This window comes from Aeromicrobium sp., assembly GCF_023146395.1.
Lineage (GTDB): Bacteria > Actinomycetota > Actinomycetes > Propionibacteriales > Nocardioidaceae > Aeromicrobium.
In genome coordinates, this window is record NZ_JAGLCD010000001.1 from 176,116 (window position 1) to 197,274 (window position 21,159).

Sequence of the window (21,159 nt, forward strand, 5' to 3'; positions counted from 1 at the left end):
CGAGTCTGAGGGGTTGTGGTTGCTGCGTGGTCGAATCTGAGGGGGTGAGGGTGCCCGAGCACCCTTAATCCCTCAGACTGCGTCCACCGGGCAGCCGGTGACGGAGGTCGTCAACGATTCAGAGCCCGACGGTCAGGTTCTCCCCGCTCGACGGGTCGAACAGGTGCATCCGGTCGGTGTCGATGAACAGCCGCGTGTGCTCGCCGTCCTCGCCCGTGCTGGCTGCGTCCAGCGACACGACGAGCTGGGTGCGCAGCGAGTCGCCGTCGGCCTCACGGGCGAGCTCGCGGAGCTGGTCCTGCACCTGGGGCTCGGCCTCGTAGGGCACGTAGGCGTACTGCTGGTCGCCCAGCCACTCCCGCACATCGATCGTGGCCTCGAAGGTGCGGGCCGCGTCGACCGAGTCGTCGCCGATGACCGAGACGTCCTCGAAGTGCTCCGGTCGGATGCCGGCCATCAGGAGCCCCTTGCCCTCCGTGGCCTTCGCCTTCGGCGCCGGGAGCGGGAAGGTCCCGAACGGCAGGGTGACCTGGCCGTTCTCGACCGTGGCCGGCAGGAAGTTCATGGGGGGCGAGCCGATGAAGCCGGCGACGAAGAGGTTGGCCGGCTGCTCGTACAGCTCGCGCGGCGTGGCCAGCTGCTGCAGGATGCCGCGCTTCATGACCGCGACGCGGTCGCCGAGCGTCATGGCCTCGGTCTGGTCGTGCGTCACGTAGACCGTGGTGATGCCGAGCTTCTTCTGCAGGCGGGCGATCTCGGTGCGCATCTGGCCCCGCAGCTTCGCGTCGAGGTTCGAGAGCGGCTCGTCGAACAGGAAGGCGTCGGCCTGGCGGACGATCGCCCGTCCCATCGCCACGCGCTGGCGCTGACCACCCGACAGGTTGGCGGGCTTGCGTTCCAGGTGCTCGTCGAGGTCGAGGGTCTTGCTCGCCTCACGGACCTTCTCGTCGATCTCCTTCTCGGGCCGTTTCTGCAGGCGCAACGGGAAGGCGATGTTCTCGTAGACCGACAGGTGCGGGTAGAGCGCGTAGTTCTGGAAGACCATCGAGAGGTTCCGGTCGCGCGGCGCGAGGTCGTTGACCCGCTTGCCGCCGATCACCATGTCGCCGCCGGAGATGTCCTCCAGGCCGACGATCATCCGCAGCAGGGTCGACTTCCCGCACCCCGAGGGGCCGACGAGGATCAGGAACTCCCCGTCCGCGACGTCGATGCTGACGTCGTTGACGGCCGGGAACCCGTCGCCGTACTTCTTGACGATGTTCTTCATCTCGATGGTGGCCATGGATCAACCCTTCACTGCGCCGGCGGTCAGGCCGGCGACGATCTTGCGCTGGAAGAACAGGACGAGGATGACGATCGGGACCGTGGCGACCACGGCACCGGCCGCCAGGAGCGACGCGGGCCGGTTGAACGGGTCGTTGCCCACGAAGAACGACAGGGACGCCGGAATCGGGCGGGCTGCCTCGGTCGAGGTCAGCGAGATGCCGAACACGAAGTCGTTCCACGCGAAGAAGAACGTCAGGATCGCGGCCGTGAAGACCCCCGGCGCCGCGAGCGGCACGATGACCTTGCGGAACGCCTGCCACTGGGTCGCCCCGTCGACCTGGGCCGCCTGCTCCATCTCCCACGGGATCTCGCGGAAGAACGCCGACAGGGTCCAGATCGCGAGCGGGAGGGTGAAGGACATGTACGGGATGATCAGCCCGGGCCAGGTGTCGTAGAGCCCGATCGTGCGCCACATGTCGAACAGGGGTCCCACGAGGGAGACGACCGGGAACATCGCGATCACGAGCGCCGTCGTGAGCACGAACTTCTTGCCCTTGAAGTCCAGCCGGGCGATCGCGTAGGCGGCGAGCGTGGCGATCGCGACCGACAGGATCGTCGCGATCAGCGAGATCCCGATCGAGTTGAGGATCGACCTGCGGAACTGCGCGTACTGGTCGTCGAACAGCAGGTCGCGGTAGTTGTCCCAGCCGGCCCCGCCGCCGCTGGAGGGGAAGAAGCCGGGGCTGCCGTTCGTGACGGCGGCCTGCGACTTGAACGACAGCGAGATGATCCACACGACCGGCAGCAGGCACCAGCCGAGCACGAGCGCGACGCCGAGCACCATGCCACCGCGCTGCACGCGGTCCTTGTTCTTGCCCGTCAGTGCCATGTCAGCTCTCCTGCCTGGCGTCGGCGAGATTGACTCGGAAGACCTTCACGATCACGAAGGCCACGACCAGCACGGACAGGAACAGCAGCACCGAGAGGGCCGAGCCGATGCCCAGCTGGAACTGCTCGATGACCTGGCGGTACGTGAGGAACGAGATCGACTCGGTGCCGTTGGCGCCGGCGGTCATGACGAAGATGTTGTCGAAGATGCGGTAGGCGTCGAGGGCGCGGAACAGGACCGCGACCATGATGGCTGCCTTCATGTTCGGCAGGATCACCTTGTACAGCCGCTGGAACCACGTGGCGCCGTCGACCTTGGCCGCCTCGATCATGTCCTCCGAGACCTGCGCCAGTCCGGCGAGCAGCAGCAGCGACATGAAGGGCGTCGTCTTCCAGATCTCCGACGCCATGATCGCGATCATCGAGGAGTCGTACTGGGCGAACCAGTTGAAGTCGTCGCCGATGAACGGCAACCAGCCGTTGACGAAGCCGTTGCTGTTGGAGAAGGCGAACTGCCACGCGAAGCCCGAGACGACCGTGATGACGCCGTAGGGGATCAGGATGGAGGTCCTGACCAGGCCGCGGGCGAAGATCAGCCGGTGCATCACGAGGGCGAAGGCGAAGCCGATCACGAGCTCGAAGAACACCGTGACGAGCATGATCATCACGGTGTTGCCCGTGTCGCGCCAGAACAGCTCGTCGCTCAGGGCGGTCCAGTAGTTCGACAGGCCGACGAACTCGCGATCGTCCGGGGCGGTCAGCGAGTAGCTGAACAGGGAGAGGTACAGCGCCCGCAGCATCGGGAACGCCGTGACGAACAGCATCAGCACGATCGCCGGTGCGACGAGCTTGCGGGCCAGGGAGTTCTCGGTGCGTTCCCGGTCGGTCACGGCCGCCTTGCGCCGGGGTTCCTGGGAACGTGATGCCTTGGGCGCGGTCGTGGTGCTCACAGCAGTGCCTCCCCGCTCAGGATCTGCCGGAGGAACTCGGCGGACCGCTTCGGCGTCGTGTTCGGGTCGACCGAGGTCGGCGGGTGCCAACGCGACTGGATCGCGCTGGAGATCTGGCTGTAGTACGCGCTCTTGGGGCGCGGGCCGCCGGTGTCGACGCTGTCGCGCCAGAGCTCCAGCAGGTCGGCCGGGTAGGCCTCCTTCAGGGCGTCGGAGTCGTAGACCGACTGCCGCGACGGCATGAGTCCCTCGTTGACCGCGAGCTGGGTCTGCGCCTCCGAGCTCGTGATGCAGACCGCGGCCTCCTGGGCGAAGTCGACGTTGTCGGAGAAGGCGCCGACACCGATCGTGATGCCGCCGATGGGCGGCGCGGAGTCCTCGCCGGCGACGGTCTGGGGGTACCGCGCCCAGCCGAGGTCGTCGAGGGCGGCCTCGTCGGGTGGACCGCCGGCCTCGCCGACCGCGCCGGCGTAGTTCTGGTAGACGAAGGTCCAGTTGGTCATGAACTCGCCGGGCCCGTCGTCGGGGTACATCTGGCCGAGGCTCGTGCCCTCGTTCGAGGTCGTGAAGTCGGGTTGCGCGGCGCCGGAGTCCGCGAGCTTCTGGATCACGGCCGCGGCCGCCTTGCCGGCGTCGGAGTCGATCGTGACCTTCGCGTCGCGACCGTCCTCGACCGTGTCGGGGTCCAGGATGTTGCCGCCCGCGCCCTGGATCAGGGCGTTGATCCAGACCACGTAGGCCTCGTACTTGTTGGCCTGGACGCCGACCGTGGCGTCCTGCGACGCAGCGGCGTCGATGACCTCGCCCCACGTGACGGGCTGGTTCATGTCGAGGCCGGCCGCCTCGGCGAGGGACTTGCGGTACCAGAGCACCTGCGTGTTGGACCACTGCGGGGCGGCGACGACCTGGTCGTCCCACTGCACGGTCTGCGCAGCGCCCTCGAGCACGTCGTCGTCGAGGACCTCGTCGGCCAGGTCGCCGGTGAAGGGCTCGAGCCAGCCGGCGCTCGCGAACTCCGGGACGAAGACCGGGTCGAGGCTCATCAGGTCGGTCGAGCTGTCGCCGGCCGCGAGGCGACGGGCGAGCTGCGTGCGCTGGTCCGTCGCGCTGGCGGGGAGCAGCTGGATCTCGATGTCGTAGTCGTCGGTGCTGCAGTCCTCGGCGAGCTGGTTCAGCGTGTCCTGACCGTCGGGGTTGATGTACCAGTTCAGCGTGGGCTTGCCGTCACCACCGCCGCAGGCCGTGAGCAGCGTCCCGGCGAGCACGAGGCTCGTCGCCACCGCGAGCTGTCGAGGCCCTGCCGTCGGCCGCACCCTCATCGGACCTCCCCGGATTCGCCACGGGAACGTGCTCCCCGTCACAGTCCTCGCACGGTATGCCTGTCGGCCGGTCGTCGCAACAGCGGGATCGGCGAGCGCTCAGGCGGGCACGAACCAGACGGTCGTGTCGACCGGCAGCGCCGAGTCCGGCAGGGGGCCGGACGCGGCCAGCACCCGTGAGCCGGGCGGGATCGGCACGGGCTCGGTTCCCAGGTTGGTCAGGACGGCGGTCGCGCCGGCGTCGCCGGTGACCTCGAACGCGAGGACGTCGGCGGGCGCGACGTCGGCCCAGGTCAGCTCGCCGCGGCCGAGCCCGCGGTCGCGGCGCACCCGCAGCAGCGTGCGGTACAGCTCGAGCGTCGAGCCGTCGACGCCGTCCTGGCGGTCGACCGCCAGGTCCCGATAGCTCTGCGGCTGTGGGAGCCACGTGGCGTCGGTGGGGCCGAAGCCGAACGAGGGTCGGTCGGCCTCCCACGGCACCGGGACGCGGCATCCGTCGCGGCCGGGGGAGGTGTGGTTCGAGCGCTCCCAGGTCGGGTCCTGGCGCGCCTCGTCGGGCAGGAGCGTCGCCTCCGGCAGCCCGAGCTCCTCGCCCTGGTACAGGTAGGCCGAGCCCGGCAGGGCCAACATCAGCGCCGTGGCGGCCCGGGCGCGCCGCAGCCCGAGTGCCGGGTCGGGCTGGGGGTCGTCGGGGCCGATGCCCTCCGACCTCGTGCGTCCCGCCTGGGGCGGGTACCCGAGCCGGCTGGCGTGGCGGACGACGTCGTGATTGGACAGCACCCAGGTCTGGGGGGCGCCGACCGCAGCGACGCTCGTGAGGCCCTCGTCGATCGAGATTCGCAGCTCACTCGCGATCCACGGCGTCATGAGGAAGGAGAAGTTGAACGACTGGTGCAGCTCGTCGGGACGGACGTAGTGCGCCAGGGAGTCGATCGGCAGGACCCAGGCCTCGGCGCAGAGGATCCGGTCCCGGTCGGCCCCCGGCACGGCGTACTCGTCGACCAGGCGTCGCCAGGCGCGGTAGATCTCGTGGACGCCGGGCTGGTCGAACATCGGCTGGAGGGCCGTGGCCTGCGTCGCGGGGTCGAAGTTCTCGGGACCGTCCGGCAGGCCGTCGGCCTTGACGAGCCCGTGGGCGACGTCGATCCGGAATCCGTCGACGTCGCGGTCGAGCCAGAACCGCAGGACCGACTCCAGCTCGTCCCCGACCTCGGGGTTGGTCCAGTCGAGGTCCGGCTGGCTGGCGTCGAACAGGTGCAGGTACCACTGCCCCGGCGAGCCGTCCGGGCTCGTGGTGCGAGACCAGGCCGGGCCGCCGAACATGCTCTGCCAGTTGTTGGGCGGCAGCTCGCCGGCGTCGCCGCGCCCGTCGCGGAACAAGTACCGGGCGCGTGCGGCGCTGCCCGGTTCGGACGCGAGGGCCTCACGGAACCACGCGTGCTCGTCGGAGGTGTGGTTGGGCACGACGTCGACGATGACCCGCAGCCCCAGGTCGTGCGCCCGGGCGACGAGAGCGTCCGCGTCGGCGAGCGTGCCGAAGATCGGGTCGACGTCGCGAAAGTCCGCGACGTCGTATCCCGCGTCGCGCTGCGGGGAGGTGTAGAACGGCGAGAGCCACACCGCGTCGACGCCGAGCGCGACGAGGTGCTCCAGGCGCGAGGTGATGCCGGGCAGATCACCGATGCCGTCGCCGTCGGAGTCCGCCCACGACCGCGGGTAGACCTGGTAGATCACGGCGTCACGCCACCAGGCCCGGTCGTCGCGGGTCGTGCCGGACTGGTCCCCAGATGGCGTCCCGAGCATGGGCGCTACGTTACGGTCATGGCTCAGCGCACGCTCGTCCTCATCAAGCCCGACGCCGTCCGCCGCGGACTCGTGGGGGAGATCCTCCGGCGCTACGAGGCCAAGGGCCTCACGATCGTGGCGATGGAGCACCGCGCGATCGACGCGCAGATGGCCGACGCCCACTACGCCGAGCACGTCGAGCAGCCCTGGTACCCGCCGCTGCGGGAGTTCGCGGTGTCCGGCCCGCTCGTCTCGCTCGTGCTCGAGGGCGACGAGGCCATCGCGGTGGTCCGGCTGCTCAACGGCAAGACCGACGGACGCGTGGCCGATCCGGGCACGATCCGCGGCGATCTCTCGCTCTCGAACCGGGAGAACCTCGTGCACGCGTCCGACTCTGAGGAGTCGGCCGCTCGCGAGATCGGGCTCTGGTTCCCCCAGCTCTGAGGTGATCGTCGCGCGCCCGGCTCACCTCCGGGTCGCGGCGGCGATCGTCGCGCCCGCGACCGCCATGGCGCCGGCCCCGACGAGAAGACTCGTCGAGGACGACGTGTGCTCCGCCAGGACGCCCAGCAGGACGCCGGCGGCCGATGCCGACCCGAGGAACGCCATCGACGTGATCGACAGGGCGGTGCCGCGGTGGGCGTCGTCGACCCGCTCGTGCACCAGGGAGTTGTAGGTCGACCCGAATCCGGTGTGCACGAGGTAGCCGAGCCAGAATCCGGCCACCAGCAGCGCCGGACCCGTGGCGAGCGACATCGCCAGCAGCCCGACTCCCTCGATCGCGACCAGGGCGACGGCCACGCCCCGCGGACGACGTCGGCGCAGGATCCGGCTCACGACGGCCGAGCCCACCGACGCGAAGCCCCAGGCCGCCGCCGCGACGACGCCCATCTGGGCCGCGGCCTGGGCCCGGTCGCCGCTCAGCTCCGCGAGGCGGACCGGCATGAAGGTCTCGAGCGCGACGACGCCGACCGCGACGATCGTCATCGCGACGGCGAGTCCGCGCAGCCCGGGGCGGGCGACGGTCGCGACCCCGCCTCGCAGGGCCTCGGCCCACACGGCCCCGGTCGACGCCCCGCGCGGGGGAGCCGGGTCCATGAGCCAGGCGGCGGCTGCTCCCTGGACCAGGACGACCACGATCGCCACGCCGAAGGGCACCGCAAGCGTGACGGAGGTCGACCACGGCGCGACCGAGAGCAGCGCCGCCGTCGCGAGCGAGCCGGTGGCGATGCCGGCGCTGATGACGCTTCCGGCCCGCGCCAGCCCGGAGGGCACCTCGTGAGCCGCGCCACGGGCATGCTCGGCGTCGACGAACCACGCCTCCAGGGGGCCGCTGTCGAGGGCGCGGAACACTCCGGTGACGGCCCACGCGAGGGCGAAGGTCGCGACGGAGTCGGCCACGAGCACCAGGGCGTAGGCGGTTGCTGCGGCGGCCACGGACGCGAGCAGGACCGGGCGCCGGCCCCACGCGTCGGTCAGGGCGCCGCTCGGCACCTCCAGTAGCAGCACGACGACGCCCTGCGCGGCCATCGCGACGCCCAGCTCGGCCAGGGTCAGGCCCCGTTCCAGGGGCAGGAGGGCGGCTACGGGGATGATCAGGCCCGTCGCGAACCAGCGCAGGGCCAGGAGCGTCAGGTACCGGTGCGTGAGCGTCATGGGGCGCCCGGGAGCGCAAGCACGTGGAGCGCCACGAGGCGCTCGCCCCGGTGGTCGAGGTACTCGTGCACGACCTCGCTCAGACGTCCCACGAGCTCGGTCAGCTGGTCGTCGTCGAGGCGCAGGAGGTAGTCGGAGTGTCCGAGGTCGGGGTGCTCGTCGGACTTGACGGTGTCGAGCGCTGCGAGCTGGTGGGCGAGGTGCTCCTGCTGCACTCCGCGGACGACCGCCATCGCGGCGCGCCCCTCAGCGGTGTTCGACAGCGACGCGGGCAGCTCGGTGAGCTGGGCCGTGGCGCGCCATCGCCGCTCGCGGGCGTCGCGGGCCACGTCGTCGGTCACGAAGCCGTACCGCTCGAGCTGGCGCAGGTGGTACGACAGCGACCCGCTCGACTCGCCGAGCGCGCGGGCCAGCTCGCTCGCGGTCGACGGACCGGTACGGCGCAGCTCGGCGAGCGCGGTGATCCGGAGGGGATGGGCCAGGGCCTTGAGGGTGTCGACTCCGTCGACCACGCGGGTGCGCATTCCGCAAAGATATCTTTGCAAAGTGGCGGAGGCAATCATGCCGAGGGTGGGCACCTACGCTCGGGGCATGACCGAGGAACGGGCGCGCGCGGCCCTCGAGGTCCTCGTCCGACGTCGTCCGCGTGCTCGACGCTCAGGTCGCCGACGTCACGGAACCGACTGCCTCTGATCCCTCGGGGTGAGGTGGGCCGCGGCACGATGTGGACACTTCAACACCCAGATCGGCCCGCTACAGGTGTGAAAGTGACCACATCTGGTCGGGGCGGACCTCGATCGGGGGTGGCGCGTCAGTCGAGCGGCGGGGCGGCGATCGAGCCCAGGACGGCGTGGTACGTGCCGCGGACGTCCTCGGGCAGCCACACGACATCGTGATCCTTGGCCCCCAGGACCACGTCGCCCTCGAGACTGACCCAGTCGAGCGCCTGGCGGGGAGCGTCGCGCAGGGCCTTCTCGGTGTGCTCCGGTTCGAGCGCGACCAGCGTGACCCGCACGCGCATCTCGGCGTCGTTGGCGTTCGCGACGCCGATGCCCCAGAAGTCCTCGGGGTTCGCGGTGGCCTTCTTGTCGAGATCGACCATGACGGTCGTGGGCTCGGTGTCGAGGCCCGCGACCTCGATCTCGACCAGGTCGACGACCTCGGTGTCGACGAAGCGGACCGACCGGCACCCCGGGCCCTCGAAGCGCAGGACGTCCTTCGTGACCGAGTTCGAGGGCACCACGACCTGGCCACGCGTGAGGCCCTGCAGTGACGTCACGGTGACGAGCGGCAGCTCGCGCCCGTAGAAGTCGAGCGGGCGGAAGCGCAGCACCGGCACGAGGTCGGTGTCGGTGCTGTTGGTCATCGTGAGCACCTGGTCCAGGCCGCCGTCGGTCGCCTTCGCCTCGTACCGCACCGTCAGGGGTCGAGGCTTCTTCGTGAACAGGCCCATGGGACGACTCTAGACACCTGCGGGGCGCTGGTCCGACGGCGTTAGGCTGGAACCCATGTCCGTCGAGTCGTTGTTCCCCCGATTGGAACCGGTGCTGCCGCAGGTCAGCAAGCCCATCCAGTACGTCGGCGGTGAGCTCAACGCCACCCTGAAGGACTGGGACGCCGTCACCGTGCGGTGGGCGCTGATGTACCCCGACGCCTACGAGGTCGGCCTGCCCAACCAGGGCGTCCAGATCCTCTACGAGATCCTGAACGAGCGTGACTGGATCCTGGCCGAGCGCACGTACGCGGTCTTCCCCGACATGGAGCAGGTCATGCGGGACCACGAGATCCCGCAGTTCACGGTCGACGGGCACCGCCCCGTCAAGGCCTTCGACCTGCTCGGCGTGTCCTTCTCCACCGAGCTGGGCTACACGAACCTGCTCACGGCGCTCGACCTCGCCGGCATCGCGCTGCACGCGGTCGACCGCGGCGACGACGACCCGATCGTCCTGGTCGGCGGTCACGCCTCGTTCAACCCCGAGCCGGTCGCCGACTTCATCGACGCGGCCGTCCTGGGCGACGGCGAGGAGATCGTCCTGGCGATCAGCGACATCGTGCGTGAGTTCCGCGAGGAGGGCTCACCCGGTGGTCGCCACGAGCTGCTGCGCCGCCTCGCGGCCACCGGCGGCATCTACGTGCCGCAGTTCTACGAGGTCGACTACGACGCCGAGGGGTTCATCGAGGCCATCGTGGTCAACGAGCCGTCGGCTCCCGAGCGCGTCGCCAAGCACACGCTGATGGACCTCGACTCCTGGCCGTACCCCAAGACCCCGCTGGTGCCGCTGGCCGAGACGGTGCACGAGCGGTACAGCGTGGAGATCTTCCGGGGCTGCACGCGAGGGTGCCGCTTCTGCCAGGCGGGCATGATCACGCGGCCCGTGCGGGAGCGCTCGCTCCAGGGCATCGGGGAGATGGTCGCCAACGGCCTGGAGCAGTCGGGCCTCGACGAGGTCGGACTCCTGAGCCTCTCGAGCGCCGACCACTCCGAGATCGGCGAGCTCGCGACGCAGCTGGCCGATCGGTACGAGGGCACCAACACGTCGTTGTCGCTGCCCTCGACCCGGGTCGACGCGTTCAACATCTCGCTGGCCAACGAGTTCAGCCGCAACGGCCGCCGCTCGGGGCTCACGTTCGCCCCGGAGGGCGGCAGCGAGCGCCTGCGGCGGGTCATCAACAAGATGGTGTCGGAGGAGGACCTCATCCGCACCGTCGCCGCCGCGTACTCGCACGGCTGGCGGCAGGTCAAGCTCTATTTCATGTGCGGGCTGCCCACCGAGACCGACGAGGACGTCCTGCAGATCGGTGAGCTCGCCAAGCGCGTCATCGACACCGGGCGCGAGGCGTCCGGCCGCAAGGACATCCGCTGCACGGTCTCGATCGGCGGATTCGTGCCGAAGCCGCACACGCCGTTCCAGTGGGCCGCCCAGCTCGACCACGAGACGACCGACGAGCGGCTGCGCAAGCTGCGCGCCTCGGTGCAGTCGGACAAGAAGTACGGCAAGGCCATCGGGTTCCGCTACCACGACGGCAAGCCCGGCATCGTCGAGGGACTTCTGTCCCGCGGTGACCGCCGCGTCGGCAAGGTCATCGAGGCGGTGTGGCGCGACGGTGGCCGTTTCGACGGCTGGAGCGAGCACTTCTCCTACGACCGGTGGGCGACCATGGCGGAGCGGGCGCTGGCCGACGAGCCCGTCGACCTCGCCTGGTACACGACGCGCGAGCGGGGTGCCGAGGAGATCCTGCCGTGGGACCACCTCGACTCCGGCCTCGACAAGGACTGGCTCTGGGAGGACTGGCAGGACGCACTGGCCGACGACCCGGTCGAGGTCGAGGACTGCCGCTGGACCCCGTGCTTCGACTGTGGCGTCTGCCCGAGCATGGACACCGACATCCAGATGGGGCCGACCGGCCAGAAGCTCCTGCCGCTGAGCGTGGTCTGACGTGGCCTCGGCCGGACCGGTGGCGGTCGACCGCGCCGGGCCCCGCGATGTCGGTTCCGCCGCCGCGTTCAGCGTCGTGGCGGGACTCGCGTCCGCGATCCCGATCGGCCGGGCCTCCCGGCGCGCCCGGCGTCTCGTCGCGGGAGCCTCGGCGGTCGTGGCGGGAGCGGCCGCGGCCCGGCTCACCGCAGCCGCTGCCTCGGCCGAGCGTGAGGCTGCGGCCGACGGGCCGGCACCACCGCCCACGGCGCGCCAGGGTGTCGGACCTGCGGTGGCCGGCGCGGTGGCCGCGGGCGCGACCGCCGGCACCGTGCTCGCGTCGATCGCGATGGACCGTCGCTTCGAGGCCTTCCTGGGCCGGCGGGGCGTTCGCCGACCCCGGCTCGTGATCGGCGTCGTCGCGGGGCTGGGGTCGTTCGCGATGGACCGGCTCGAGGGACTCGTCGAGCCGCCGCAGCGGGGTCGTTAGGAGCCGTCGAGCTCGTCCTCGAGCAGCCGGTCGCGCGCCACGAGCATGCCGACCGGTCCCAGCAGCAGGGCGGCCACCATCAGGACGATCACGGGCACGTCCCACGCGCCCGTGAGGTCGTGCAGGAGCCCGGTGCCGAACGGTCCGAGACCTGCGACGAGGTAGCCGACCGACTGCGCGAAGGCCGACAGTCCGGCCGTGCCGCCCGCCGACGCGGTCCGGCGGCCGAACATCGTGAGCACCCACGTGAAGGCGGTGCCGCCGAGCCCCAGCAGCGCGGCCCACAGGAACGGGGCCGAGGCGGGAGCCAGCAGCACGCCGAGCCAGCCGGACGCCGTGACGATCGCGAAGAACCAGGGCAGCACGGGCCGATCTGCCGTGCGCCGGATGAGGGTCGGCAGCAGGAGCGTGACCGGGATGCCCACCGCAGGCACCAGGCCCTGGGCGAGCCCGGCCTGGCCGGAGTCGAGCCCCGCGTCGATCAGGATCGCCGGGAACCACCCGAACTGCGCGTAGGCCTGAGCCGACTGCAGCCCGAAGAACACGGCGCAGGCCCAGGCCAGCGGACTGCGGGCCAGGCGCGCGAGCGTGGGTCCGCGGGGGCGGTCGAGGCGCCCGGCCCGCCCGTCGCGCAGCGCGAGGGGCACCCACGGCAGCAGTGCGGCCAGGGCCAGCACGGCCCAGGCGCCCAGGCCGATGCGCCAGTCGCCGAACGTGTCGGCGATCGGCACCGTCAGCACCGATCCGAGCGTCGCGCCTCCCATCAGGGCGGCACCGTAGAGCGAGCTGATGAGGGGTAACCGGTCCGGGAAGTGCTCCTTCGCCAGGGCGGGGAGCGCCACGTTCCCGATGGCGCACCCGGCCAGCGAGACGACCGTGAGCGCCAGGAACGGGATCGGCGCGTCGACGAGCGGGCGCAGGGCCAGTCCTGCACCCGAGACGAGCAGAAGCGCCGCTGCCGTGCGGTCGAGCCCGAGGGCCCGCACGACGCGGGCCGTCGTCGCACCGAAGACCGCGAAGCACAGCACCGGCAGCGTCGTCAGGACGCCCGCCACCGTCGCGCTCATCCCGAGATCGGCCCGCAGCGGATCGAGCACGACCCCCACGCTGCCGACCGCGACCCGCAGGTTGAGGGCGAGCATCACGATCGCGGCGCCGACCAGCCACGCCGATCTCGGTCGTGCTGTGGCGATCAGCGGTGGACGGGTCACCGCACCATTCTGGGTGCCGTGTCCACCTCGACTAGCCTCGGGTGGGTGAGCACCACCCTGGAGGGAACGCCGAACCCCGAGGCGCCGAACCCGCAGCTGCCGATCGTGCAGAAGCTGCGGGTCCGCTACGCCAAGCGGGGCCGGCTGCGGTTCACGAGCCACCGCGACTTCGGGCGGGCCTTCGAGCGGGCCGTGCGCCGGGCGAAGGTGCCGATCGGCTACTCCTCGGGCTTCACGCCGCACCCGAAGATCTCGTACGCCAACGCGGCCCCCACGGGCGCCGCCAGCGAGGCCGAGTTCCTCGAGATCGGGCTGACCCGCGAGTGCGACCCTGACGCGGTGCGCGAGGGACTCGACGCGGCGCTACCGCCGGGACTCGACATCGTGGCGGTCGTCCCGGCCACGCCGGGCACGTTCGCCGACCGGCTCGAGGCGTCCCGGTGGTGCATCGAGATCCCCGGCGCGACGGGGCTCGAGGACGCGGCCACGGGCTTCCTGGCCGCCCCCGCGGTGACCGTGGAACGGATGACGAAGCGGGGTCTGCGTGACATCGACGTCCGGGGCGCGGTCGACACCCTGGTCGTGCACGGCGACCGGGTCGACGTCGTCGTGCGGAGCATGATCCCGACGGTGCGCCCGGACGACGTCGTCGGCGCGTTGCGTCAGTTCGGGGCCGTCGTCTCGGGGGCCACGATCGCGACGCGCATCGAACAGGGACCCCTCGTCGACGGGGTCGTGGTCGACCCGCTCACCTGACCCCGGGACCACCGAGATCCAGGTGACGTCCCGGTGGCCGTGAGGTGACTGTGCGATACTGGCGACGGTCGTTCCTGCGTCACTGACGCTGTTCGGCCGGACAGAACGCAGGACCACCATCGTGGTGGGACCCGCCTCGACCGCGACGCACCCACCAGGTGTCGACCGCGGCGGCGCACCCCAGCACCCTGACGGCCCTGGCCGCCGTCCCCGACCGCCCGGTCGGAACCGCCCCAGACTTCGAGCCCGCGTGCCGGGCCGTGACACTCCTCGAACCGCCCGCGGGCGGCCGAGGTGAAGGAGAGCAGATGCTCGACGAGGACCCCACCCCGACCCCCACCACCGAGCAGGGCGGGTCCACCCGCTCGACGTCGCGACCGCGGCGCCGCGCCGCTGGCCGTCCTGCAGGACCGCCGGTGGCGGTGAGCGGCGACATCTTCGCCGCCCCCGGCGAGGCGGCGCCGTCGGCCCCCGAGGCCGCAGCCGAGGGCGAGTCGAGCACCGACGCGGTCGAGGGACCCAAGGCCGGCGGCACGCGTGTCACGAGCCGGGCCAAGCCGACGGGCGGGCGCCGGTCGCGTCAGGCCCCTGCGACCGCCAAGGCCGACAGCAAGGTCGACACCACGGACGACAGCAAGGTCGACACCGCGGACGACGCTGAGGTCGAGCTCGAGGACGACCTCACCGACGAGCTGACCGACGACGTGGACTCCGTCGACCCCGTCGACGAGGACCCCGAGGACGACGCGGAGACCGGCGCAGGCGAAGTGGTGACGCCGGGGATCGGCGGGCTGCTCTTCCAGGCCCCGCCCGCCGTGCGGGCCCCCGCGCGCCGGCGTGCGGCAGCCGACACCGAGGACGACGACGAGGACGACGACCGCTCCTCGGGCGGCAACCGGGGTCAGCGTCAGCGCTCCGAGCGCTCCGAGCGTGACGACAGCTCCAGTCCCGCTGACGAGAACGACTCCGACCAGGACGACGACTCCGACGACGAGGACGGCGGCGCTGGCAAGCGTCGTCGCCGCAGCCGCGGTGGTCGTCGTCGGCGCAAGGGCGGCGGGGGCCAGCAGGGCAGCGACGACGACGCCGCGCAGGAGAACGAGGACGACCAGTCCGACGGAGCCGGCGACGACTCCGACGACGAGACGGGTGGCTCGGGCACGACGCGGCGCCGCCGCAGCCGTCGACGGGCGGGCGACGGCTCGGGTGGGGCCGGCTCGGCCGACGACCCGGAGAACACCGTGGTCCGGGTCCGTGAGGGACGTTCGGCCGAGGACGAGATCACCGGTGTCACCGGGTCCACCCGGCTCGAGGCCAAGAAGCAGCGTCGGCGTGAAGGTCGCGAGGCCGGACGCCGTCGGGCCCCGATCGTCAGCGAGTCGGAGTTCCTGGCCCGCCGCGAGGCCGTCGACCGTGAGATGATCGTGCGTCAGCACGTCGGGTCCGGGGCCGGCTCGAGCGCTGCCTCCGACACCTACACCCAGATCGCGGTGCTCGAGGACAAGGTGCTCGTCGAGCACTACGTCGCCCGCGAGTCACAGACCTCCCTGATCGGCAACGTCTACCTGGGCAAGGTCCAGAACGTGCTGCCGAGCATGGAAGCCGCATTCGTCGACATCGGCGCCGGTCGCAACGCCGTCCTGTACGCGGGCGAGGTCGACTGGTCGACCCTCGGCAACGGCAAGGCCCGCAAGATCGAGGACGCGTTGACGCCGGGGCAGACCGTGCTGGTGCAGGTCTCGAAGGACCCGATCGGCCAGAAGGGTGCCCGCCTCACGAGCCAGATCAGCCTCCCGGGCCGGTTCCTGGTCTTCGTGCCCGGCGGCCAGAACAACGGCATCTCGCGCAAGCTGCCCGACACCGAGCGCGCGCGCCTCAAGACGCTCCTCAAGGAGGTCCTGCCGGAGGACGCCGGCGTCATCGTGCGCACGGCTGCCGAGGGCGCCACCGAGGAGCAGCTGACGCGCGACGTCACCTCGCTCAAGGCCCGCTGGGACGACATCGAGCGCAAGGTCGCGGCCGGTCGCGCGCCCGAGCTGCTCTACGCCGAGCCCGACCTCGTCATCAAGGTCGTCCGCGACCTGTTCAACGAGGACTTCTCCTCGCTCGTGGTCGAGGGCCGCGAGGCGTGGGACAACATCTCGAGCTACGTCGGCCACGTGGCCCACGACCTCGCCGATCGCCTCACGCTGTGGGAGCCCGGCGAGGACACGGCCTCCGACGTCTTCGCCGAGTACCGGGTCGACGAGCAGATCCACAAGGCGCTCGACCGCAAGGTCTGGCTGCCGTCCGGCGGCTCGCTCGTCATCGACCGCACCGAGGCCATGACGGTCGTCGACGTCAACACCGGCAAGTTCACCGGCTCCGGGGGCAACCTCGAGGAGACGGTCACCAAGAACAACCTCGAGGCCGCCGAGGAGATCGTCCGCCAGCTCCGCCTGCGCGACATCGGCGGCATCATCGTGATCGACTTCATCGACATGGTCCTGGAGTCCAACCGTGATCTCGTGCTGCGCCGGCTGGTCGAGTGCCTCGGCCGCGACCGCACGCGTCACCAGGTCGCCGAGGTCACCTCGCTCGGTCTGGTGCAGATGACCCGCAAGCGCATCGGCACGGGTCTGCTCGAGTCGTTCAGCACCGACTGCGACCACTGCAAGGGCCGTGGCGTGCAGCTGCACGCCGAGCCGGTCGAGCCCCGCAAGGACGACGGTCGTCGTCGCGGTGGCCGTGGCGGTCGTGGCGGCCAGGGTGGCCAGGGCGGTTCCGGGAACGGCGGCGGTCAGCAGTCCAAGGGCGGCGCCACCGCGTCCCGCGCGGACGACGGCGACTCGGTCAAGGACGGCGGTGCCAAGCGCGGCCCAGCCAAGGACAGCCCAGCCAAGGACGGTGCTGCCAAGGACGGTGCTGCCACCGACGGCGCTGCCCAGGATGGGGACGCCAAGAACGACGAGTCCACGAGCGGCGGCGCCACGGGCCGCCGGCGGGGCGGTCGCGCCCGCCAGCAGTCCGCGCCGACCGACGAGACGGGCGCTGACTCCGGCGCCACCGACGAGCTCGCCGCGGTCGACGCGCCGACGTCCGACGCCCCGGCCACCGAGGCTGCCGCGCCGGCTCCGCAGGACGACCAGAAGGCTCCGCAGGACGACGAGAGCGCTGCCCCGCCGGCGGCGGAGGCCGTCTCGGAGCCGGGTGTGACCGATCCGAAGGCGTCGGACGACGCACCCGTTTTGACCGAGGAGGGTCAGGCTCCGTAGACTTGACCGTCGGTGTGCTCACGGATCGTCGTGACGCGCCCCTCTGATTCGGATGCGCCGTCCGCGCGCATCAGTCCCGCAAGGCTTTCGACGAAGGAATTCCCCGTGGTGTACGCAATCGTGCGCAGTGGCGCCGGCCAGCAGAAGGTGGCCGTCGGCGACGTCATCGAGATCGACCAGGTGGCCTCGGCCGCCGGCGAGTCCGTCTCGCTTCCCGCCGTGCTCCTGGTCGACGGCGACGCCGTCACGACCGATGCCGCCAAGCTGGCCAAGGTCAGCGTGACGGCCGAGGTGCTCGGTGGCACCAAGGGCAAGAAGATCATCATCCAGAAGTACAAGAACAAGACCGGGTACAAGAAGCGCCAGGGGCACCGTCAGAAGTTCACCCAGGTCAAGATCACCGGAATCAAGTAGAGGACCTGACACATGGCTCACAAGAAGGGCGCGGCGTCCACCAAGAACGGCCGCGACTCCAATGCCCAGCGACTCGGCGTCAAGCGCTTCGGTGGCCAGGAGGTGAACGCCGGCGAGATCATCGTCCGCCAGCGTGGCACCCACTTCCACCCCGGCACCAACGTCGGCCGCGGTGGCGACGACACCCTGTTCGCGCTCTCGGCCGGTGCCGTGGAGTTCGGCACCAAGCGCGGCCGCAAGGTCGTCAACATCGTCCCGTCGTCGGTCTGATCCGGCGCTGACGCAAGGCTCTTCGGCAGGAGGGCGGTCCGCCAGGTGCGGGCCGTCCTCCTGCTGCTTTCTTTCCACGTGTGACACCGAGGAGGTGACATGGCGATCCCCAGCTTCATCGACCGCGTGACGCTGCAGGTCTCGGGCGGATCAGGCGGCCATGGCGTCGCCTCGGTCCATCGCGAGAAGTTCAAGCCGCTCGGCGGGCCCGACGGCGGCAACGGCGGCCACGGTGGCGACGTGATCCTGCGGGTCGCGGCCGACGTCACCACCCTGATCGACTACCACCACGAGCCCCGGCGCGCGGGCGGCAAGGGCATGCCCGGTGCGGGCTCGAACCGCAGCGGTGCCAACGGCGAGAACCTGGTGTTGCCGGTGCCGGACGGCACGGTCGTCCGTGACGCCGCGACGGGTGAGCAGCTGGCCGACCTGATCGGTGTCGGCACCGAGGTCGTCATCGCGGCGGGTGGTCGCGGCGGGCTCGGCAACGCGGCGCTGGCCTCGTCCAAGCGCAAGGCCCCCGGATTCGCGCTCAAGGGCGAGCCGGGCGACGAGCTGAGCGTGACTCTCGAGCTCAAGGTCGTGGCCGACATCGGCCTCGTGGGCTTCCCGAGCGCCGGCAAGTCCAGTCTCATCGCGGCCCTGTCGCGGGCGCGCCCCAAGATCGCCGACTACCCCTTCACGACGCTGGTGCCGAACCTCGGCGTCGTCACGGCAGGTCAGACGACCTTCACGGTCGCCGACGTGCCCGGCCTGATCGAGGGCGCCAGCGAGGGCAAGGGCCTCGGCCACGACTTCCTGCGGCACATCGAGCGCTGTGCGGCCCTGGTGCACGTCATCGACTGCGCGACCGTCGAGCCCGGCCGGGACCCGCTGACCGATCTCGACGTCATCGAGAACGAGCTGGCGCGTTACGCCGAGGCCACCGAGACCGATCTCCTGGACCGGCCCCGGCTCGTGGCCCTGAACAAGACCGACGTCCCCGACGCCGCCGAGATCGCCGAGTTCGTGCGCGCCGACCTGGTCGCCCGGGGCCTGCGGGTCTTCGACGTCTCGGCGGCCAGCCACGCGGGTCTGCGGGAGCTGAGCTTCGCGATGGCCGACATCGTCACGTCGCGCCGTGACGCCGAGCCTGACGCACCCCCCACGCGGATCGTGCTGCGGCCCCGCGCCGAGGCCGGTGTCGACGCCGAGTTCACGGTCGTGCGCAAGGGCCCCGAGGACGCCCCCCAGTGGGTCGTCCGGGGCGAGAAGCCCAAGCGGTGGGTGCGTCAGACCGACTTCTCCAACGACGAGGCCGTCGGCTTCCTGGCCGACCGTCTCAACCGGTTGGGCATCGAGGACCGCCTGCTGCAGCTGGGTGCCGAGGCAGGCGACGACGTCATCATCGGCGGCACGGGCCCCGAGGACGACGGCGCCGTGGTGTTCGACTTCGATCCCCAGACCCCGGCCGGCGCCGAGGTGCTCGGCCCGCGTGGCGGCGACCTCCGCTTCGACGAGAACGACCGCCGCACCAACCGGCAGCGCCGTGACGACCTGGCCGCCCGACGAGCCGCCGAGGCCGAGGCGTTGCAGGCCCGCAGCGTGTTGGACGACGACGACTACTTCGAGCCCGACGACGGTGACGACTCCGGCAGCGACGAGGGTGTGGAGGTCGTGCAGCTTGACGAGGAGACCGACGCGCGATGAGCCGCGTGGTCGTCAAGATCGGGTCGTCGTCCCTGACGACGCCGGACGGTCACATCGACCCTGACCGGCTCGAGCTCCTGGTCGAGGCGATCGCCGCGGCTCGCCATCGCGGCGACGACGTCGTGCTCGTGAGCTCCGGAGCGATCGCGGCCGGTCTCGGGCCGCTCGGCCTGCCGGAGCGACCCCGTGACCTGGCCACGCAGCAGGCGGCGGCCAGTGTGGGCCAGGGTGCGCTGATGGCCGAGTACTCCAGCCGGTTCGCGGTCCGCGGACTCACGGTCGGCCAGGTGCTGCTGACGGTCGACGACGTGACCCGGCGCAGCCACTACCGCAACGCGCACCAGACGTTCGCCAAGCTGCTCGAGCTCGGCATCGTGCCGGTCGTCAACGAGAACGACACCGTCGCGACGAGCGAGATCCGGTTCGGCGACAACGACCGGCTGGCGGCACTCGTGGCCCACCTCGTGCACGCCGATCTGCTCGTGCTGCTCTCGGACGTCGACGGCCTCTACACCGCCCACCCCGCCGAGCCGGGCTCGCGTCCCATCTCGACAGTGTCGGACGAGTCCGACCTGGCCGGGGTCGACATCGCCCGGGTGGGCTCGGCGGTCGGCACCGGGGGGATGGTCACCAAGGTCGAGGCCGCCCGCATCGCCACGGCCGCTGGCATCCCGGTCGTCCTGACCCGCGCGGACCGGGCTGCCGCGGCGCTCGAGGGCCGCGACGTGGGCACGCGTTTCGCGACGACGGGCAAGCGCCGGTCGTCGCGGCTGCTCTGGCTGGCGCACGCGAGTCAGACCAAGGGGTCGGTCGTGCTCGACGACGGCGCCGTCCGGGCGCTGACCGAGCGCGGCGCGTCGCTGCTCGCCGCCGGGGTCACCGGGGTCACGGGGGAGTTCGCCGCCGGCGACCCGGTCGACCTGGTCGACGCTGCCGGGACGGTCGTGGCCCGCGGGCTCGTGAACTTCGACAGCAGCGAGCTGCCGGGCCTGCTCGGACGGTCGACCGCCGATCTCGTGGCCGATCACGGGCCCGACTACGACCGCGAGGTCGTGCACCGCGACGACCTCATGATCCTGCGGCGCTCCCGCTAGTCCTGCGGATCCAGCCTCCCGGGGCCGCCACGCGCCGAACGGCGCGGCGGCGATGCGCGGCTGGCGTCATGGGATCAGAGCGCGCTGCGGGCCGGGCGTCGATCGATTCTGGGATGTTCGTCCAACGTCGAGGAGCGCCGCTCCGCGCAGTCGTCGTGGGCGGAACGGGCGGTGCAGGATCGCCGCGAGTCAACCGGCCGGGAGACCTGACTACGCCGATCTTTGGGGGGCGACGTGACGGTGCGCAGGACCATGACCGACGCCCGGGCGGCGGGGGCGACACCGGGGAGCGCGCGGTGACGGCCGCGGGGCAGCGGCAGGGGCCGACCCTGCGCCCCTCGCTGCGGGATGTGCAGGCGGCCGAGGCGTCGTCGCGTCTGAGCCAGGCCAGCTGCGTCGGGCGCGAGCTGGAGTGGGCCGAGGGCGAGCAGGTCTGGACCGAGGCGCGGTCCATCGAGGAGGCCCTGGCCGCGGCGGCCCCGCTGATCGAGATCTGCCAGGGCTGCCCCGTGCGTGCCGCCTGTGCCCAGTGGGCCGAGATCGACCGGTACACCGGCGTCGCGGGGGGCCGGCCCTACGTGCGGGGCGTGCACCGCCCGTACGCCTGGGCGCACCGCCGCGACCTGGACCGCGAGGAGCAGGACGAGCCGACGCGGCGCCGAGCCCGCTAGCAGGGTGCCCGCACGGCCGCGGCATAGAAT

Annotated in this window: 19 protein-coding genes; 10 read left to right on the top strand and 9 right to left on the bottom strand. The window is 71.4% G+C overall.

Annotated elements, in window-relative coordinates; translation table 11 throughout:
- Nucleotides 1-118: 118 nt before the first annotated feature.
- The 5 genes from ugpC to KAG51_RS00865 all read right to left on the bottom strand — a co-directional run bounded on the left by ugpC (nucleotide 119) and on the right by KAG51_RS00865 (nucleotide 6,226).
- Nucleotides 119-1,282 (bottom strand): sn-glycerol-3-phosphate ABC transporter ATP-binding protein UgpC, encoded by a 1,164-nt coding sequence (ugpC, locus tag KAG51_RS00845; RefSeq protein WP_290579636.1) that lies wholly within the window; start codon nucleotides 1,280-1,282, stop codon nucleotides 119-121.
- 3 nt (nucleotides 1,283-1,285) lie between these two features.
- Complete coding sequence (locus KAG51_RS00850) at nucleotides 1,286-2,155, bottom strand: carbohydrate ABC transporter permease (RefSeq protein WP_290579638.1); 870 nt, start codon at nucleotides 2,153-2,155, stop codon at nucleotides 1,286-1,288.
- 1 nt (nucleotide 2,156) lies between these two features.
- Nucleotides 2,157-3,104, bottom strand: coding sequence for a sugar ABC transporter permease (locus KAG51_RS00855; RefSeq protein ID WP_290579640.1), 948 nt, complete (start codon nucleotides 3,102-3,104; stop codon nucleotides 2,157-2,159).
- Nucleotides 3,101-4,423 carry an extracellular solute-binding protein gene (locus KAG51_RS00860; protein WP_290579642.1) on the bottom strand — a complete coding sequence of 441 codons (1,323 nt, stop codon included), beginning with the start codon at nucleotides 4,421-4,423 and terminating at the stop codon, nucleotides 3,101-3,103. Before KAG51_RS00860 ends, KAG51_RS00855 begins: the two co-directional genes overlap by 4 nt.
- A 99-nt stretch (nucleotides 4,424-4,522) precedes the next feature.
- Nucleotides 4,523-6,226: a glycoside hydrolase family 13 protein gene (locus KAG51_RS00865; RefSeq protein WP_290579644.1), complete on the bottom strand. Its 1,704-nt coding sequence runs from the start codon at nucleotides 6,224-6,226 to the stop codon at nucleotides 4,523-4,525.
- An 18-nt stretch (nucleotides 6,227-6,244) separates the two neighbouring features.
- On the opposite strand from KAG51_RS00865, the gene ndk reads away from it, so the two are divergent.
- Nucleotides 6,245-6,652: a nucleoside-diphosphate kinase gene (ndk, locus tag KAG51_RS00870; protein ID WP_290579646.1), complete on the top strand. Its 408-nt coding sequence runs from the start codon at nucleotides 6,245-6,247 to the stop codon at nucleotides 6,650-6,652.
- Between the two features lie 21 nt (nucleotides 6,653-6,673).
- Here ndk and KAG51_RS00875 read toward each other — a convergent pair whose 3' ends face one another.
- From KAG51_RS00875 to KAG51_RS00885, 3 genes are all read right to left on the bottom strand, one after another.
- On the bottom strand, nucleotides 6,674-7,864 hold the full coding sequence (locus KAG51_RS00875) for an MFS transporter (RefSeq protein ID WP_290579648.1): 1,191 nt from the start codon (nucleotides 7,862-7,864) through the stop codon (nucleotides 6,674-6,676).
- Complete coding sequence (locus KAG51_RS00880; RefSeq protein ID WP_290579650.1) at nucleotides 7,861-8,388, bottom strand: helix-turn-helix domain-containing protein; 528 nt, start codon at nucleotides 8,386-8,388, stop codon at nucleotides 7,861-7,863. The genes KAG51_RS00875 and KAG51_RS00880 overlap by 4 nt, the downstream gene beginning before the upstream one ends.
- Nucleotides 8,389-8,675: 287 nt before the next feature.
- A complete protein-coding gene (locus KAG51_RS00885) occupies nucleotides 8,676-9,317 on the bottom strand; it encodes a hypothetical protein (RefSeq protein WP_290579652.1) in 642 nt (213 codons plus the stop codon).
- Nucleotides 9,318-9,372: 55 nt separating this feature from the next.
- Between KAG51_RS00885 and KAG51_RS00890 the strand changes: the two genes are divergently transcribed.
- Both KAG51_RS00890 and KAG51_RS00895 read left to right on the top strand, forming a co-directional pair.
- A complete protein-coding gene (locus KAG51_RS00890) occupies nucleotides 9,373-11,301 on the top strand; it encodes a TIGR03960 family B12-binding radical SAM protein (RefSeq protein ID WP_290579654.1) in 1,929 nt (642 codons plus the stop codon).
- Nucleotide 11,302: 1 nt separating this feature from the next.
- Nucleotides 11,303-11,770, top strand: coding sequence for a hypothetical protein (locus KAG51_RS00895; protein ID WP_290579656.1), 468 nt, complete (start codon nucleotides 11,303-11,305; stop codon nucleotides 11,768-11,770).
- Here KAG51_RS00895 and KAG51_RS00900 read toward each other — a convergent pair.
- A complete protein-coding gene (locus KAG51_RS00900; protein ID WP_290579658.1) occupies nucleotides 11,767-12,981 on the bottom strand; it encodes an MFS transporter in 1,215 nt (404 codons plus the stop codon). The two genes, KAG51_RS00895 and KAG51_RS00900, sit on opposite strands and share 4 nt — an antisense overlap.
- 45 nt (nucleotides 12,982-13,026) lie before the next feature.
- Here KAG51_RS00900 and KAG51_RS00905 point away from each other — a divergent pair, with 45 nt between their 5' ends.
- The 7 genes from KAG51_RS00905 (at nucleotide 13,027) to KAG51_RS00935 (ending at nucleotide 21,129) form a co-directional block, all read left to right on the top strand.
- The gene (locus KAG51_RS00905) at nucleotides 13,027-13,737 is read left to right on the top strand and encodes a TIGR03936 family radical SAM-associated protein (RefSeq protein ID WP_290579660.1); all 711 of its coding nucleotides are present in this window, start codon (nucleotides 13,027-13,029) and stop codon (nucleotides 13,735-13,737) included.
- Between the two features lie 308 nt (nucleotides 13,738-14,045).
- A complete protein-coding gene (locus KAG51_RS00910) occupies nucleotides 14,046-16,991 on the top strand; it encodes an Rne/Rng family ribonuclease (protein WP_290579662.1) in 2,946 nt (981 codons plus the stop codon).
- 108 nt (nucleotides 16,992-17,099) lie between these two features.
- Entirely contained in the window at nucleotides 17,100-17,405 is a 306-nt protein-coding gene (gene rplU / locus KAG51_RS00915) for a 50S ribosomal protein L21 (RefSeq protein WP_290579707.1), read from the top strand.
- A 12-nt stretch (nucleotides 17,406-17,417) separates the two neighbouring features.
- A complete protein-coding gene (gene rpmA / locus KAG51_RS00920) occupies nucleotides 17,418-17,675 on the top strand; it encodes a 50S ribosomal protein L27 (protein ID WP_290579664.1) in 258 nt (85 codons plus the stop codon).
- A 99-nt stretch (nucleotides 17,676-17,774) separates the two neighbouring features.
- Nucleotides 17,775-19,364: a GTPase ObgE gene (obgE, locus tag KAG51_RS00925; protein WP_290579666.1), complete on the top strand. Its 1,590-nt coding sequence runs from the start codon at nucleotides 17,775-17,777 to the stop codon at nucleotides 19,362-19,364.
- On the top strand, nucleotides 19,361-20,458 hold the full coding sequence (gene proB / locus KAG51_RS00930) for a glutamate 5-kinase (protein ID WP_290579668.1): 1,098 nt from the start codon (nucleotides 19,361-19,363) through the stop codon (nucleotides 20,456-20,458). Before obgE ends, proB begins: the two co-directional genes overlap by 4 nt.
- A gap of 296 nt (nucleotides 20,459-20,754) precedes the next feature.
- Entirely contained in the window at nucleotides 20,755-21,129 is a 375-nt protein-coding gene (locus tag KAG51_RS00935; RefSeq protein WP_290579670.1) for a hypothetical protein, read from the top strand.
- Nucleotides 21,130-21,159 lie beyond the last annotated feature (30 nt).

Coding starts and splice junctions, on each gene's coding strand:
- ugpC (WP_290579636.1), bottom strand. CDS start 1,282: ATGGCCACCATCGAGATGAAGAACATCGTCAAGAAGTACGGCGACGGG.
- KAG51_RS00850 (WP_290579638.1), bottom strand. CDS start 2,155: ATGGCACTGACGGGCAAGAACAAGGACCGCGTGCAGCGCGGTGGCATG.
- KAG51_RS00860 (WP_290579642.1), bottom strand. CDS start 4,423: ATGAGGGTGCGGCCGACGGCAGGGCCTCGACAGCTCGCGGTGGCGACG.
- KAG51_RS00865 (WP_290579644.1), bottom strand. CDS start 6,226: ATGCTCGGGACGCCATCTGGGGACCAGTCCGGCACGACCCGCGACGAC.
- ndk (WP_290579646.1), top strand. CDS start 6,245: ATGGCTCAGCGCACGCTCGTCCTCATCAAGCCCGACGCCGTCCGCCGC.
- KAG51_RS00875 (WP_290579648.1), bottom strand. CDS start 7,864: ATGACGCTCACGCACCGGTACCTGACGCTCCTGGCCCTGCGCTGGTTC.
- KAG51_RS00880 (WP_290579650.1), bottom strand. CDS start 8,388: ATGCGCACCCGCGTGGTCGACGGAGTCGACACCCTCAAGGCCCTGGCC.
- KAG51_RS00885 (WP_290579652.1), bottom strand. CDS start 9,317: ATGGGCCTGTTCACGAAGAAGCCTCGACCCCTGACGGTGCGGTACGAG.
- KAG51_RS00890 (WP_290579654.1), top strand. CDS start 9,373: ATGTCCGTCGAGTCGTTGTTCCCCCGATTGGAACCGGTGCTGCCGCAG.
- KAG51_RS00910 (WP_290579662.1), top strand. CDS start 14,046: ATGCTCGACGAGGACCCCACCCCGACCCCCACCACCGAGCAGGGCGGG.
- rpmA (WP_290579664.1), top strand. CDS start 17,418: ATGGCTCACAAGAAGGGCGCGGCGTCCACCAAGAACGGCCGCGACTCC.
- obgE (WP_290579666.1), top strand. CDS start 17,775: ATGGCGATCCCCAGCTTCATCGACCGCGTGACGCTGCAGGTCTCGGGC.
- proB (WP_290579668.1), top strand. CDS start 19,361: ATGAGCCGCGTGGTCGTCAAGATCGGGTCGTCGTCCCTGACGACGCCG.